Source organism: Pseudomonas sp. GW822-FHT05A08 (assembly GCF_058800485.1).
The window spans coordinates 5,212,776-5,228,044 of sequence record NZ_CM179511.1; the positions used below are offsets into that span (position 1 = coordinate 5,212,776).

13 protein-coding genes are annotated in these 15,269 nt (G+C 64.7%); 6 read left to right on the forward strand and 7 right to left on the reverse strand.

Annotated features, from left to right (window positions below; all coding sequences use genetic code 11):
- The first annotated feature begins 82 nt into the window (after positions 1 to 82).
- The 5 genes from mnmC to AC3RCP_RS23250 all read left to right on the forward strand — a co-directional run bounded on the left by mnmC (position 83) and on the right by AC3RCP_RS23250 (position 7,449).
- On the forward strand, positions 83 to 2,065 hold the full coding sequence (mnmC, locus tag AC3RCP_RS23230; protein WP_492571848.1) for a bifunctional tRNA (5-methylaminomethyl-2-thiouridine)(34)-methyltransferase MnmC2/FAD-dependent 5-carboxymethylaminomethyl-2-thiouridine(34) oxidoreductase MnmC1: 1,983 nt from the start codon (positions 83 to 85) through the stop codon (positions 2,063 to 2,065).
- 250 nt (positions 2,066 to 2,315) lie between these two features.
- Entirely contained in the window at positions 2,316 to 4,088 is a 1,773-nt protein-coding gene (locus AC3RCP_RS23235; protein WP_492571823.1) for an N-acetylglutaminylglutamine amidotransferase, read from the forward strand.
- Between the two features lie 2 nt (positions 4,089 to 4,090).
- Complete coding sequence (gene ngg / locus AC3RCP_RS23240; protein WP_492571824.1) at positions 4,091 to 5,836, forward strand: N-acetylglutaminylglutamine synthetase; 1,746 nt, start codon at positions 4,091 to 4,093, stop codon at positions 5,834 to 5,836.
- Between the two features lie 99 nt (positions 5,837 to 5,935).
- Positions 5,936 to 7,120, forward strand: a complete 1,185-nt coding sequence (locus tag AC3RCP_RS23245; protein ID WP_007932243.1) for an osmoprotectant NAGGN system M42 family peptidase — start codon at positions 5,936 to 5,938, stop codon at positions 7,118 to 7,120.
- Between the two features lie 101 nt (positions 7,121 to 7,221).
- Positions 7,222 to 7,449 (forward strand): YheU family protein, encoded by a 228-nt coding sequence (locus AC3RCP_RS23250; protein WP_007932245.1) that lies wholly within the window; start codon positions 7,222 to 7,224, stop codon positions 7,447 to 7,449.
- A gap of 50 nt (positions 7,450 to 7,499) precedes the next feature.
- On the opposite strand, the gene AC3RCP_RS23255 is transcribed toward AC3RCP_RS23250, so the two are convergent.
- Together AC3RCP_RS23255 and AC3RCP_RS23260 are read right to left on the reverse strand one after the other, a co-directional pair.
- A complete protein-coding gene (locus AC3RCP_RS23255) occupies positions 7,500 to 7,832 on the reverse strand; it encodes a YnfA family protein (protein WP_007932246.1) in 333 nt (110 codons plus the stop codon).
- Positions 7,833 to 7,896: 64 nt separating this feature from the next.
- The gene (locus AC3RCP_RS23260; RefSeq protein ID WP_492571825.1) at positions 7,897 to 8,712 is read right to left on the reverse strand and encodes an SDR family oxidoreductase; all 816 of its coding nucleotides are present in this window, start codon (positions 8,710 to 8,712) and stop codon (positions 7,897 to 7,899) included.
- A 304-nt stretch (positions 8,713 to 9,016) separates the two neighbouring features.
- Between AC3RCP_RS23260 and AC3RCP_RS23265 the strand changes: the two genes are divergently transcribed.
- Entirely contained in the window at positions 9,017 to 9,169 is a 153-nt protein-coding gene (locus tag AC3RCP_RS23265) for a DUF3309 family protein (protein WP_003226960.1), read from the forward strand.
- Between the two features lie 81 nt (positions 9,170 to 9,250).
- Here AC3RCP_RS23265 and AC3RCP_RS23270 read toward each other — a convergent pair whose 3' ends face one another.
- The 5 genes from AC3RCP_RS23270 to AC3RCP_RS23290 form a co-directional block, all read right to left on the reverse strand.
- On the reverse strand, positions 9,251 to 11,344 hold the full coding sequence (locus AC3RCP_RS23270; protein ID WP_101338755.1) for an LTA synthase family protein: 2,094 nt from the start codon (positions 11,342 to 11,344) through the stop codon (positions 9,251 to 9,253).
- Positions 11,345 to 11,666: 322 nt separating this feature from the next.
- On the reverse strand, positions 11,667 to 11,858 hold the full coding sequence (locus AC3RCP_RS23275; RefSeq protein ID WP_007932252.1) for a PLDc N-terminal domain-containing protein: 192 nt from the start codon (positions 11,856 to 11,858) through the stop codon (positions 11,667 to 11,669).
- A 96-nt stretch (positions 11,859 to 11,954) separates the two neighbouring features.
- The gene (locus AC3RCP_RS23280; RefSeq protein WP_492571826.1) at positions 11,955 to 12,485 is read right to left on the reverse strand and encodes a hypothetical protein; all 531 of its coding nucleotides are present in this window, start codon (positions 12,483 to 12,485) and stop codon (positions 11,955 to 11,957) included.
- A gap of 115 nt (positions 12,486 to 12,600) precedes the next feature.
- On the reverse strand, positions 12,601 to 13,119 hold the full coding sequence (locus AC3RCP_RS23285) for an ankyrin repeat domain-containing protein (protein ID WP_009045037.1): 519 nt from the start codon (positions 13,117 to 13,119) through the stop codon (positions 12,601 to 12,603).
- A 97-nt stretch (positions 13,120 to 13,216) separates the two neighbouring features.
- Positions 13,217 to 15,049, reverse strand: coding sequence for a long-chain-acyl-CoA synthetase (locus AC3RCP_RS23290; RefSeq protein ID WP_492571827.1), 1,833 nt, complete (start codon positions 15,047 to 15,049; stop codon positions 13,217 to 13,219).
- Positions 15,050 to 15,269: the final 220 nt, after the last annotated feature.

A 15,269-nucleotide genomic window follows, 5' to 3' on the forward strand; every position in this document is an offset into this window, starting at 1 on the left:
TTATTGCCGTGGATCATTACCCGGTGTGTCGATCGGCTAGAATGGCCGCCTTGCCGCTACCGAGCCGAACATGAGCGCCGAATTGCCCCCTCCCCAGCCCCACGCCCAGCTCGACTGGGACGACCAGGGTCGCCCGCGTTCGCGGGTCTTCGACGATGTGTATTTCTCCACCGAGTCGGGCCTGGACGAAACCCGCCATGTGTTTCTCGAACAGAACCGCCTGCGCGAGCGTTTTGCCGCGTTGCCGCCCAGTGGCTGCTTCGTCATCGGCGAAACCGGCTTCGGCACCGGCCTGAACTTTCTCTGCGCCTGGCAGTTGTTCGAACAACAGGCTGACCCCAGCGCACGCCTGCATTTCGTCAGCGTGGAAAAGTACCCGCTGACGCCAGCCGACCTGCAGCGCGCCCTGGCCCTGTGGCCGGAACTGGGGCCGCTGGCCGAGCGCCTGTTGCGCGCCTATGTCGCGGTGCACCAGGGCTTTCAGCGCCTGGTGCTGGACGAGGGCCGGGTCACCCTGACCCTGCTGGTCGGCGATGCCCTGGAGCAATTGCCGCAACTCGACGGGCAGGTCGACGCCTGGTTCCTCGACGGCTTCGCCCCGGCGAAAAACCCCGAGATGTGGACCGCCGAGCTGTTCGCCGAACTGGCGCGCCTGGCCGCGCCGGGTTCGAGCATCAGCACCTTCACCAGCACCGGCTGGGTGCGCCGCCTGCTGAATGCCGCGGGCTTCAAGATGAAGCGCACCCCGGGCATCGGCCACAAGTGGGAAGTGCTGCGCGGCGAGTTTCTCGGCTGGCCCGAAGACACGCCGCTGCCTGCCGCCAGCAAGCCCTGGTTCGCTCGCCCCACGCAACAAATCCAGGACAAACACGCCCTGGTGATCGGCGCCGGCCTGGCCGGTTGCGCCAGCGCCGCCAGCCTCGCCGCGCGGGGCTGGCGGGTCAGCCTGCTGGAGCGCCACGGGCAACTGGCCCAGGAGGCCTCGGGCAATCCCCAGGGCGTGCTGTACCTGAAACTCTCGGCCCACGGCACCGCCCTGTCGCAGATGATCCTCAGCGGTTTCGGCTACACCCGGCGCCTGCTCGAACAGCTGCAACGGGGCGTCGACTGGGACAGCTGCGGCGTGCTGCAACTGGCCTTCAACGCCAAGGAAGCCGAGCGCCAGGCGCAGTTGGCGGCGGCCTTCCCGGCGGACCTGCTGCATCAGTTGGACCAACCCCAGGCCCAGGCCCTGGCCGGCGTCGGCCTGGCCCACGGTGGGCTGTTCTACCCAGAAGGTGGCTGGGTGCATCCGCCGGCCCTGTGCCAGTGGCAAGCCGCGCACCCGCGGATTCGCCTGCTGCCCCACCACGATGTAGTGGAACTGCGCCGGGGCGATGGCCAGTGGCAGGCCTGGGACGGCGAGCGGCTGCTGGCCAGTGCCGAGGTGGTGATCCTCGCCGGCGCCGCCGAGATCAAGCGCTTTCCCGCCAGCGCCGAGCTGCCGCTCAAACGCATCCGCGGGCAGATCACCCGCCTGCTGCAGACCGCGCGCAGCCAGAGCCTGGCCACCGTGGTGTGCGCCGAGGGTTATGTCGCCCCCGCGCGACTGGGCGAACACACCCTGGGTGCCAGTTTCGATTTCAAGAGCCAAGACCTGACACCCACCGCCGCCGAGCATGCGGGCAACCTGCTGATGCTCGAAGAGATCTCCCAGGACCTGGTGGAACGCCTGGAAGCCGACCGGCTGCAAGCGCAAACCCTCGAAGGACGGGCCGCCTTCCGTTGCACCAGCCCGGACTATCTGCCGATCGTCGGTCCCCTGGCGGACCAGGCGGCATTCGCCGAGGTCTACGCGGTGCTGGGCAAGGACGCGCGCCAGGTTCCGGACCTGCCCTGCCCCTGGCTGGACGGCCTGTATATCAACAGCGGCCACGGCTCGCGCGGCTTGATCACCGCGCCGCTGTCGGGCGAGTTGCTGGCCGCCTGGCTGGACAACGAACCGCTGCCCCTGCCGCGCAGCGTGGCCGAAGCCTGTCACCCCAATCGCTTTGCCTTGCGTCGGTTGATTCGCGGCAAGCCATGAAATAAAGCAGCGATGCCAGCCGCCCTGGCATCGCTTGGCCATCTTCCGCAAACGCCCACGGGCCCTGCCCGCACGGCAAAACTCCAGGCAGATCAAGGCCTTTGCCCCAGCCCGCAACGCACTTGCGCCCCGCCGCTTATAACCCATCGGTCTAAAACTCCAGGGGATCACCTGGGTCAGTTTCCGGGTACCTGCCATTTCTGGCCGGTCGCGATTCACCCCTCCCCAACGGAAAAACCGGTAAGGACTTATGTGCGGATTAGCTGGAGAACTACGTTTTGATCATCAACCCGCCGACCTGGCAGCGGTTGAACGAATTACCCACCACCTCGCCCCTCGCGGCCCCGACGCCTGGGGTTTCCATAGCCAGGGCCCGATAGCCCTGGGCCATCGACGCCTGAAAATCATGGACCTGTCGGACGGCTCGGCCCAGCCGATGATCGACAACCAACTGGGCCTGTCCCTGGCCTTCAACGGCGCGATCTACAACTTCCCCGAACTGCGCGCCGAACTGGAGAGCCTGGGCTACGCCTTTTATTCCGGCGGCGACACCGAAGTGCTGCTCAAGGGCTATCACGCCTGGGGCGCCGAGCTGCTGCCGCGGCTCAACGGCATGTTCGCCTTCGCCATCTGGGAGCGGGACGCCAAGCGCCTGTTCATCGCCCGCGACCGCCTAGGCGTCAAGCCGCTGTACCTGTCGCGCACCGGCCAGCGCCTGCGTTTCGCCTCGGCCTTGCCGGCGCTGCTCAAGGGCGGCGACATCAACCCGCTGCTCGACCCGGTGGCGCTCAATCATTACCTGAACTTCCATGCCGTGGTGCCGGCGCCGCGCACCCTGCTGGCGGGCATCGAGAAACTGCCGCCGGCCACCTGGATGCGCATCGAAGCCGACGGCCGCACCGAGCAGCGAACCTGGTGGACCCTGCCCTACGGCCCGCGCGCCGATGAAACCGGGCTGACCCTGGAGGACTGGCGCGACCGGGTACTCGACAGCACCCGCGAAGCCGTGGCGATCCGCCAACGGGCGGCAGTGGATGTCGGCGTGCTGCTGTCCGGCGGCGTCGATTCGAGCCTGCTGGTCGGCCTGCTGCGGGAAGTCGGGGTGGATAACCTGTCGACCTTCTCCATCGGCTTCCAGGATGCCGGCGGCGAACGCGGCGACGAGTTCCAGTATTCGGACCTGATCGCCCAACACTACGGCACCGATCACCATCAGTTGCGCATCGACGAGCGCGAGATCATCGAACAGCTGCCGGCGGCCTTCCGCGCCATGAGCGAACCCATGGTCAGCCACGACTGCATCGCCTTCTACCTGCTGTCGCGGGAAGTCGCCAGGCACTGCAAGGTGGTGCAGAGCGGCCAGGGCGCCGACGAACTGTTCGCCGGTTACCACTGGTACCCGCAGGTGGACGGCGCCAGCGATCCCTACGCGGCCTACCGCGAGGCGTTCTTCGACCGCAGCTACGACGACTATGCGGCCACCGTGCAACCGCAGTGGCTGACCGCCAACGACGCCGCCGGCGATTTCGTGCGCGAGCATTTCGCCCAGCCCGGCGCCACCGAACCTGTGGATAAAGCCCTGCGCCTGGACAGCACGGTGATGCTGGTCGACGACCCGGTCAAGCGTGTGGATAACATGACCATGGCCTGGGGCCTGGAGGCGCGCACGCCGTTCCTCGACTACCGGCTGGTGGAGCTGTCGGCACGAGTACCGGGCAAATTCAAACTGCCCGATGGCGGCAAGCAGGTACTCAAGGAGGCCGCGCGACTGGTGATCCCCAGCGCGGTGATCGACCGCAAGAAAGGCTATTTCCCGGTGCCCGGCCTCAAGCACCTGCAGGGCGCCACCCTGGACTGGGTACGTGAACTGCTGCTCGACCCGAGCCAGGACCGCGGCCTGTTCAACCCGGCGATGCTCGACCGCCTGCTGACCGATCCACAAGGCCAGCTGACACCGTTGCGCGGCTCCAAGCTGTGGCAACTGGCGGCGCTGAACCTGTGGCTCAGCGAACAAGGAATCTGACCATGAAACCCCATGCCACGGCTTACAGCCAACGCTTGCTGCGCGGTCAGGCGCCCTCCTACGAGCGTCTGCAGGCGCGTTTCGCCGAAGACCGCAGCGCCCTCGGCACCGACCCGATTGCCGTGCATTGCGGCTGGGGCCGGCTGCTGATCGGCCATACCTTTCCCGACCCGACGAGCCTGGCCGAGGAGCTGCTCAACGAACACCCCGGCGAACGCGACATCGCCCTGTATGTCGCCGCACCCCAGCAGATCCTCGGCCTGGAACCGACCCAGTTGTTCCTCGACCCGTCGGACACCCTGCGCCTGTGGTTCAGCGACTACCGCCAGGCCACCCGGGTGTTTCGCGGCTTCCGCATCCGCCGGGCGCAGAGCGCGGCGGACTGGCAGGCCATCAACCAGCTGTACCTGGCCCGCAACATGCTGCCGGTCGACCCGAGCCTGCTGACCCCGCGCCATGCCGGCGGGCCGGTGTACTGGCTGGCCGAAGACGAAGACAGCGGCGCGGTGATCGGCAGCGTCATGGGCCTGGACCACCAGAAGGCCTTCCACGATCCGGAGCACGGCAGCAGCCTGTGGTGCCTGGCGGTGGACCCGCATTGCACCCGTCCGGGGGTCGGCGAAGTGCTGGTCCGGCACCTGATCGAACACTTCATGAGCCGTGGCCTGAGCTACCTCGACCTGTCGGTGCTGCACGACAATCGCCAGGCCAAGTGCCTGTACGCCAAGCTGGGTTTCCGCACGCTGTCGACCTTCGCCATCAAGCGCAAGAACGGCATCAACCAGCCGCTGTTCCTCGGCCCCGGGCCCGAGGCGCAGTTCAACCCTTACGCGCGGATCATCGTCGAGGAAGCCCATCGCCGCGGCATCGACGTGCAGGTCGACGACGCCGAAGCCGGGATGTTCACCCTCTGCCATGGCGGTCGCCGGGTGCGTTGCCGCGAATCCCTCAGCGACCTGACCAGCGCCATCAGCATGAGCCTGTGCCAGGACAAGAGCCTGACTCACAAGGTACTGAAACAGGCCGGGCTGAACCTGCCGGCGCAACAACTCGCGGGCAACGCCGACGACAACCTGGCGTTTCTCGACGAGCATGAACGGGTGGTGGTCAAGCCACTCGACGGGGAACAAGGCCAAGGTGTGGCCGTGGATCTGCGCACCATCGAAGAAGTGCAACAGGCGATCGACAACGCCCGGCGGTTCGACAGCCGGGTGTTGCTCGAGAGCTTCCACGAGGGCCTGGACCTGCGCGTCCTGGTGATCGGCTTCGAGGTGGTCGCCGCCGCCATTCGCCGGCCGGCCGAGGTGATCGGCGACGGCCAGCACTCCATCAGGCAACTGATCGAAGCGCAAAGCCGACGCCGCCAGGCCGCCACCGGCGGCGAAAGCAAGATCCCCCTGGACCACGAAACCCAGCGCACCCTGCACGCCGCCGGGCACGGCTACGACAGCATCCTGGCGGCCGGCGAACGGCTGTTCGTGCGGCGCACCGCCAACCTGCATACCGGCGGCACCCTGGAGGATGTCACCGCGATTCTGCATCCGGAACTGGTAGACGCAGCGATCCGCGCGGCGCGGGCGCTGGATATCCCGATGGTCGGCCTCGACCTGATGGTGTCGGCGGCGGACCAGCCGCAGTACGTGTTCATCGAGGCCAACGAGCGCGCCGGCCTGGCCAACCATGAACCGCAGCCGACGGCCGAGCGCTTTGTCGACCTGTTGTTTCCCCACAGCCAGCCGGCGGTTTGAAAGCCTTGTGCTGACCGTCGCGGCCTCATCGCGGGCAAGCCTCGCTCCTACAGGGATCGCCGCCTTGCTCGCGATACCTTTTCATCATCAGGAGTTTCCATGACCCGATCGATTCCCGAACCGGACCTCAACTACCTGCAGAAAGTCCTCCTGGAAATGCTCGCCATTCCCAGCCCCACCGGCTTCACCGACACCATCGTGCGTTACGTGGCCGAGCGCCTGGAAGAACTGGGCATCCCCTTCGAGCTGACCCGCCGCGGGACCATTCGCGCCACCCTCAAGGGCCAGAAGAACAGCCCGGACCGTGCGGTCTCGGCGCATCTGGACACCATCGGCGCCAGCGTGCGCGCGGTGAAAGACAACGGCCGCCTGACCCTGGCCCCGGTCGGTTGCTGGTCCAGCCGTTTCGCCGAGGGCAGCCGGGTCAGCCTGTTCACCGACAACGGCGTAGTGCGTGGCAGCGTGTTGCCGCTGATGGCCTCCGGGCACGCCTTTAACACCGCGGTGGACGAAATGCCCATCAGTTGGGACCACATCGAATTGCGCCTGGACGCCTACTGCACCACCCGCGCCGACTGCGAGTCGCTGGGCATCGGCGTCGGCGATTTCGTCGCGTTCGATCCCTTGCCGGAGTTCACCGAAAGCGGCCATATCAGCGCCCGCCACCTCGACGACAAGGCTGGGGTCGCGGCGCTGCTGGCCGCGCTCAAGGCCATCGTCGACAGCGGCGAGCCACTGATGATCGACTGCCATCCGCTGTTCACCATCACCGAAGAAACCGGCAGCGGCGCGGCGGCGGCCCTGCCCTGGGACGTCAGCGAATTCGTCGGCATCGACATCGCCCCGGTCGCCCCCGGCCAGCACTCCAGCGAGCACGCGGTGAGCGTGGCCATGCAGGACTCCGGCGGGCCTTACGACTATCACCTGTCGCGCCACCTGCTGCGCCTGGCCACGGAACACGAACTGCCGGTGCGCCGCGACCTGTTCCGCTACTACTTCAGCGATGCCCATTCGGCGGTCACCGCCGGCCACGATATCCGTACCGCCCTGCTGGCCTTCGGTTGCGACGCCACCCACGGCTACGAACGCACCCATATCGACAGCTTGGCGGCCCTCAGCCGCCTGCTGGGCGCCTACATCCTCAGCCCGCCGGTGTTCGCCAGCGACGCACAGCCGGCCCAGGGCTCCCTGGACCGTTTCAGCCATCAGCTGGAACACGACACACAGATGGAAAGCGACACCCGGGTGCCGTCGGTGGACAGCCTGGTGGGGCAAAAGTCCTGAGGTGAAAAGCCCTGAAGGGAAAAGCCCGGCCCCGCGCGAGGTTTGCCTAGCCGCGCGGGGCCCGGCGCAGTAGGATCCGGGATTGTTTGCCGGAGGCCCGTATGCTGATTCCCCATGACCAACTAGAAGTCGACACCCTGACCCGCCTGATCGAAGACTTCGTCACCCGCGACGGCACCGACAATGGCGACGACACCCCGCTGGAAACCCGCGTCCTGCGCGTGCGCCAGGCGCTGACCAAGGGCCAGGCGGTGATCGTCTTCGACCCGGACAGCGAGCAGTGCCAGTTGATGCTCAAGCACGACGTGCCCAAGGAATTGTTCGACTGATTCCCGGCCGGGACCGGGCGCCATCGCGGCGCCCGCAACCCGGCCAGTTCCTAACCGTTGGTAAAGCGCGGCCCGAACAGAATGATGCTCGCGCCGATCACGCACAGCGCCACCCCCAGCCAGTCCGAACTCAGCGGCCGCACCCGCTCCACCATACCCAGCCAGCCGATCGAGGCGATGATGTAGATCCCGCCGTACGCCGCATAGGCGCGGCCGGCGTAGCTCGCTTCGATCTTGGTCAGCAACAGGGCGAAGAGCATCAGGCTCGCCAGCGCCGGGACCATCCACCAGGCGCTTTTGCCCTGGCGCAGCCACATCCAGAAGGCGTAGCAGCCGGCGATCTCGAACAGCGCGGCGAGGAAGAACCACAGGTAATTGAGCATGCAAGGTCTCGTCAGGGATGCCAGATGCTGGCAACCCTAACGACGCGCCGGGGCAGGAGCAAGCTCAGCTGGCGTTTTGCTTGGTCTTGGCGCGCATCTTGTCGGCCATGAGGGTCATTTCGTCGTACAGCAGCTGCGGGTTCTTCTGTTTCAGGGCCCAGGCCATGCGCCCCTGTTCGTGGGGCAGGATCATGAATTCGCCGGCGGCGACCCGGGTGTAGATGTAGTCGGCGATGTCCGCCGCGCTGATCGGCGAGCTTTCCAGCAGCTTGCCGACCTGGGCCTTCATCGCCGGGGTCGGGCCACGGAACGAATCCAGCAGGTTGGTCTGGAAGAACGACGGGCATACCACGTGCACGCCGATTTCCTGCTGGGCCAGCTCGATCAGCAGGCTTTCGGACAGGGCCACCACGCCGGCCTTGGCCACGTTGTAGTTGCTCATCGCCGGGCCCTGCATCAAGGCCGCCATCGAGGCGATGTTGATGATCCGGCCCTTGCTCTTTTCCAGCAGCGGCAGGAACGCCTTGCAGCCCTTGACCACGCCCATCAGGTTGATCGCGATCTGCCAGTCCCAGTCCTCCAGGGACAATTCGCTGAAGAAGCCGCCGGAGGCCACGCCGGCGTTATTGACGATCACATCGATGCCGCCGAGCTTGACTTCACAGGCCTGGGCGAAGGCGGTCAACTGGCTGTAGTCACGCACGTCGCAACGTTGCACGAAGCCATCGCCGCCGGCTTGGCGTACCAGCCTGAGGGTTTCCTGCAGGCCGGGTTCGCTGACATCCGACAACGCCAACTGCCAGCCTTCGCGCGCCCAGCGCAGAGCGATTTCGCGACCCAGGCCGGATCCGGCGCCAGTGATCATCATGCGATTTTGCATAGGAGTTGCCTTGTTGTTCCGGGGAAGATGAGGCGAGTGTAGCGAAGGATTTTGTGCCGCCCACGCACCATCAGATTGCTGAATGCCCCAGGCAAACCGGGGCCTCGGTGCGACTTCCCGCGGTGTTGCACGTTCAACTCGATGGCCACCGGCAGCAGGTACGAAAAGAAATAGGCCTGCGTGCAAAAAGCATTAAAAAAACTTGGAATCATCCTTCAAGGCACAGAGTCCGAATGATTAAGCGGTACGGATTAATTGCCTTCGAGTCCAGCCGCGCCTTCGATCCTCCAATAAGGAAAACGACATGGGCACAATCCTGATCATTATTCTGATTCTTCTGCTGATCGGTGGTCTTCCAGTGTTCCCGCACTCCAGAAGCTGGGGTTATGGCCCGTCCGGCATCATCGGTGTGGTGCTGGTGGTGTTGCTGGTTCTCCTGTTACTGGGCCGGATATAGCTTTCGCCAGTTCATGTCCGGCACTTGAATAACCGTCAAAAAAAAGAGGCCCGAGGGCCTCTTTTTCATTAGCGCAATGAATCAGTCCGGCGTGCCGTGCACCACGCCTGCGGTGTTATCCAACAGGCTCTTGGTAGCGGTTTGCAGGAAAGCTTCCAGCTTGTGCTTCAACTCGGCGGTACGCGGTGCGTCCGGCACCACTTCGGCATGCGGATTGGCGCCCAGTTCGTACTGGTAGATCTTCGGCGCCATTTCCTTCTCGCGCGGCAGTACCAGGATCTGGTCGGCGGTGACGATAGCCGTGGTCTGCTCGCTGCCCGACGGCTTGATCACGCCAAAGCCGGTGTCGCCTTCCGGCAGGTTGAGCAGGTCGCGGCCCCAGCACTGGTGACGCACTTCGCCACCGAGGCGGCCCATGATGGTCGGCACGATATCGACCTGGGTGCCCACGGTGTGGTTGCGCTGGCCGAATTTTTCCTGGATGCCCGGAGCGATCATCAGCATCGGCACGTTGAAGCGGCCCAGGTCCATTTCGGTGATCTGGCGCTCGTTACCGAAACCATGGTCACCCACGATCACGAACAGCGTCTCCTTGAAGTACGGCTCCTTGCGCGCCTTCTCGAAGAACTGGCCCAGGGCCCAGTCGGAATAGCGCATGGCGGTCAGGTGTTCGTTCAGGCTGCCACGGTCGGTCACCTTCGCCACCGGCAATGGCGTCGGCAAGGCGTACGGGGTGTGGTTGGACAGGGTCTGCAGCAGGGCATAGAACGGCTTGCCGTTTTCCCGCGCCTTCAATTCTTCCAGGCCACGGTTGAACATGTCCTGGTCGGACACGCCCCAGGTCGGATCGGAGAACACCGGATCGACGAAGTCGTTGCGACCGACGAAGTTGGTCATGCCCTGGTTGCTGAAGAAGCCCGACTGGTTGTCCCAGGCGAAATCGCCGTTGTAGACATACACGTCGTCATACTTGCGGGCGCTCAACACCTGCGGCAGGCCGGACAGCTTGTGGCTGCCTTCCGGGGTCTGCATCAGGTATTCGAAACCCGGCAGGTTGGGGAAGCAGGCCATGGTGGCGAACATGCCCTGGTGGGTATGGGTGCCGTTGGAGAAGAAGCGGTCGAACAGCAGGCCTTCCTTGGACAGTTGGTCCAGGTACGGGGTGATATTGCCTGGAGCGCCCAGGGCACCCACCGAGTGACCGGCCATGCTTTCCATCAGGATCACGACCACGTTCTTGATCGGCAGGGTCTTGGCGGCCGGTGGCGTGTAGTCGCGGCGCACGGCGGCGATATCGGCGTCCACCAGCTTGTCGTCCGGCATCACCAGCAGGTCGCGCACCACTTGCTGCGCCTCGGGCTGCGGCAGGGTGGCTTTCCAGATATTGCTGCGGTCCTCGCCCATCCGGCTCTTGGCCGCCTCGACCAGAGACAGCGTGCCGTTGAGGCCCAGCTGGTTGGCGAAGTTCGATTCGGTGGTGTAGACGTCACCCCAGCGCAGTGGCGGGCCCTGGCGCAGGGTGCCGCGGGCGGCGACCACGCAGACCAGCAGGCAGACCACGAATACGCCGATACGGGCGTACCACGGGGCGACCTGCCGGGTGCCGATGCTGCCGCCGCTGAACGGGCCGCGCGGCCGGGTCGCGCGGTCGGCGCCCTTGAACGCCAGGCTCAGCAGCCAGGTGCCGACCGCCCAGGCCAGCAGGTAGCGCACCACCGGGAAGCCGTACCAGAGCATGCTCATCACGGTTTTCGGGTCTTCCTTCACATACTGGAAGACCAGGCCGTTGAGACGCTGGTGGAACTCGCGGTAGAAGTCCATCTCCATCAGGCCGAGGAACAGCGCGATGCTCGAAACGATGGTCAGCCAGAAGCGGAAGAAACCGCGAGCCGCCATGGCCCGGGCACTGAACAGCGCCAGCAGCAGCGGGATGCTGAGGTAGACCACCAGGCGCACATCGAAGCGCAGGCCGTTGGCGAAGGCTTCAAGGAAGGTCGAGGCCGGTGTGTCGAGGATCATCTCGCGGTTGTAGACCAGCAGCGCCACGCGCAGCAAAGACAGCATGACCATCATGGCCAGCGCGCAGAGCAGCGTATAAGCCAGATGCGATTTGACGGTCGGTTGCAGCAGGCGACTCGAGGCTCGCTGCTGACTCAGGACGTCCGGGTTTGCCATATCGTTTTAGGACCCAATGGAAGTTGAAGTTGCGAAAAGAATGCAGCTGCGCTTTGCCCTCTTGTAGCCATTCAGGGCTGGGGGGATGGCGCGGTGCGCAAATGTTGCACGATCAGCAGCGGCATTGCCATTGATTACTGGCAGGCGCCCTCCCCTGGCCGGCAATGGCCCAGAGCCAGGGATCGCAATCGGAGATCGCACGGGAGCAGCGGAAAAACAGTGCTGGCGAATTGTCATGGAGACTTTGTGAAAATTTCGTGCAGCGCATATTTGGTCACATAAAAAAGGGCCTGGCGGCCCCTTTTGAACCCCACGCCAGCCTTCAGAGCCGTACGTTGCCGCGCGGCCCGGCAATCGCCCAGATGATCAGGCCCAGCACCGGCAACAGGATGATCAGCAACACCCAGAGGATTTTCATCCCGGTTTCGGCACTGCTTTTAAGCACATTGATGATCGCCCAGATGTCCAGCGCGAGGATGATCAGTCCAACCAGCGTATTGAAAGTGGAACCCATGGTGTCGCTCCTAAATGAGGGCTTGCCCACTTAGGATAGTCGGCCGGCAGCGGGGTTCCTTTTTATTGCCTGCGCGGTCGGCCTGTGGCCCGCAGCTCAGATGTGAACCGCGACCTTGAGCGCTTCCAGGGACGACGCGGCGGCAATGCCGGCTTCGGCGCACAGCTGCAGCACCCGCGGCACGTCATTGCCGTAGACCAGCACCACTTGCAGCTCGTCGTCCAGCAACTGGCTGAAGTTCATCAGCACGTAACCGCCGTTTTCAGGGTTCATGCTGCCCATCTGGATCTGGATGCGGTTGAGCGCGGTCAGGGCCTCGGTCTTGGCCAGTTGCTTGGGCTTGATATTGAACGCCACGCCCGGGCCGAAAGACGCGACGATCTGCGCGAACAGGTCCATGTAGGTGTCGGCCTGGAACAGCACGGTGTCCGGCAGGCTGCCGACCACCACCCATTCGCCCAGCGGGATCGGGAAGCTGTCGTCGTAGTTGATGTCCGGATTGGCGGCCAGGAAGGCCTGGGGATCGGCGTAGGCCTGGGCGGCCTCGTCGGCGATCCGCAGGATTTCTTCTTCGCCCATGCAGCCGGAGCTGATTTTAGTGATGAGTTCGGCGAGGACGGTTTTCATGGGGCGAATCCTGTTACGGGTCAATGGCGGGCGCGCAGGATAGCCTAAACCCGGCCCGCGAACCTACCGCCGCAACCCAGGCATGGCCTTGGCCCGACGGTATGCGCCGTTCAGCTCAGCCCAGCAACTTCTGCAATTGCGCGGTGGTGTCGACGGCGCCCATGGTCTTCGCCGCGTCCAGTGCGCTCACGCCGTTGGCGTCGGTGGCCCGCGGGTTGGCGCCCTTGCCGATGAGGTAGTCGACGATTTCCGTGCGGTTGAACATCGCCGCCATCATCAGCGCGGTACGCCCGTCGAAGGACGAGCCTTCCACCTCGGCACCGCCTTCCACCAGCGCCTTGACCACCGCCAGGTCGCCCTTGAAGGCTGCGCCGGCGATCGGGCTCTGGCCGTTGTCGTTACGGATCTCGGGGTCGGCCTTGTGCTTGAGCAGCACCTGTACCGCGTCCACATGCCCGTAGTAGCTGGCCAGCATCAGCAGGGTGTCGCCCTTGTGATTGCGCAGGTTGACCGGCAGACCGCTGCTCGCCAGCTTGTCGAGCATCTGGGCGTCGCCTTGACGTGCGACGTTGAAGACCTGCTCGGTGAACTCGGCGGCTTCTTCTGCGGTCATCTGGCGGCTTTTGTCTGACATCGGGAACTCCACTTTCGGCCAATCGGAAAGCCGCTAGTGTCCCCAAGCGGCTCCCGCCCTGTCATCCCTTTTTTCTCAAGAGCGGCCATAGCCAGAATCAATAACGGTGTCGACCGGCACAAATATCCGCCAGGACCGCCTCCGTTACCCGGACATAGGTCGCCGAACCCGGCAACCAGGCGTACACCGGATCGCCGCCGGTTTTCGACGGGTCGAAGGCTTCTTCCTTGAGCCGGGTCTTCTGGTACTTGAAGGTGCCGGTGGTCTCCATCTTCACCTTGACCCGCAGGAACAGCGGCACCGCGTAGCCCGGCAGATGCTCGCGGGCGAACTGCAACAGCTCGGTGAAATCCAGGGTCGCCAGGGATTCGGCCGGGGTGATCGCCGCCATCCCGGCACGGCCGTTGGTGTTGTGCACCTCCACGCCATAGGCCACCGCCTCGGCGACCTGCGGATGTTGCAGGAGGATGTTCTCCACCTCGGTGGTGGAGACGTTTTCGCCCTTCCAGCGATAGGTATCGCCCAGGCGATCGATGAACTGCGCATGGCCAAAACCGATATCGCGCAGCAGGTCGCCGGTATTGAAGTAACGGTCGCCCTTCTCGAACACGTCGGTGAGGATCACCTTCAGGTTCTTTTCCGGCTCGGTATAGCCGTCCAGCGGTGCCTTGTCGTCGATCTTCGCCAGCAGCAGGCCTTGCCCGCCCCTGGCGACCTTCTGCATGAAGCCGGAACCGTTGCGGATCGGCGCACAGGTGTCGTGGGCATACTCCACCAGCGCCCAGGGCGCCAGGGAAAAACCCACGGTATTGTCGAAGTTGAGCACGTTGGTAAAGCCGATATTGCCGTCGCTGGCGGCATACAGCTCACAGATATGCTCGACGCCGAAACGCTGCTTGAACGGCCCCCACACGCCGGGGCGCAGGCCGTTGCCGACCATCTTCACCACGCTGTTGTCACGGTCGTGCTCGCAGGCAGGCTGGTCAACCAGGTAACGGCACAGCTCGCCCACATAACCAATGGTGGTGGCCTTGAACCGGCGGACGTCTTCCCAGAAACGGCTGGCGCTGAACTTGCGGCGAATGGCGAAGCCCGAGGCGCCGCTGATGGCCGAGCCCCAGCACACGCACAACCCGGTGGCGTGATACAGCGGCAAGGTGCAGTACAGGATATCGGCCGGCTGCATGTCGAGGGCGATCATGCCGAAGCTGGCCGAGCTGCGCATCCAGCGACCGTGCTTGAAAATACCGGCCTTGGGCAGCCCGGTGGTGCCGGAGGTGTAGATATAGAAGCACGGATCGTCGAGGTAGATCCGCGCGGTACTTGGTGGGTTGGACGATTCGCTGGCGGCGCTGGCGGTCATCAGGTCGATGCAACCGGCAGGCGTTGGCCCGGGCGCCACATCCGGATCGGCGACGAACCAGGTGCGCGCCTCGTCGATGGCGACCTGATCGCGAATCGCCGAGTAGGCATCCAGCAGTTCGCCGCCGACGATCATCGCCACCGGCTTCACCAGGTTCACGCTGTGCACCAGCACACTGCCGGTCTGCGCGGTATTGAGCATGGCGCAGATGCCGCCGAGCTTGGCCACCGCCAGCACGCTCACCAGCAACTCGGGACGGTTCTCGACGAAGATCGCCACCACGTCGCCCTTGCCGATGCCCTGGCTCGCCAGGTAATGGGCGATCCGGTTGGCCCACTGGTTGGCCTGTGCATAACTCAACACCCGGTCGCCATACAGCAGCGCCGGGCCGTCGGGGTTGCGTTGGGTGGCCTGCTCGAAGGTCCAGCCCAGCCCGCAGGGCTGATCGGCGCGCTTGACGTTGGCTATCTGCATGCCCTTGATGACCCGCGGCAACGCCCGGGCGATGGAGGGCAACTTCCGTAGCATCATGCCCCAGGTGATCATGTCGTGCTGATGAGTGCTCATGACGGCTCCTGTTCGACGCAAAAGGATCCTGCACGGGGCCAGGCCGGGCAGGCGGACAAGGGTCGATGGGGCTATTCAGCTGGGGCCCGAGGGCGGGCCGCGACGGCAAACAGGAGAAACAGGGGGCGTGCTATTGGCAGTAACGCAGAGCATGGCGTTCATGGATGACGTCCTATTTTCTTATTATCAGGCGCCCATGATCCAAGGGGACCATGGCGCA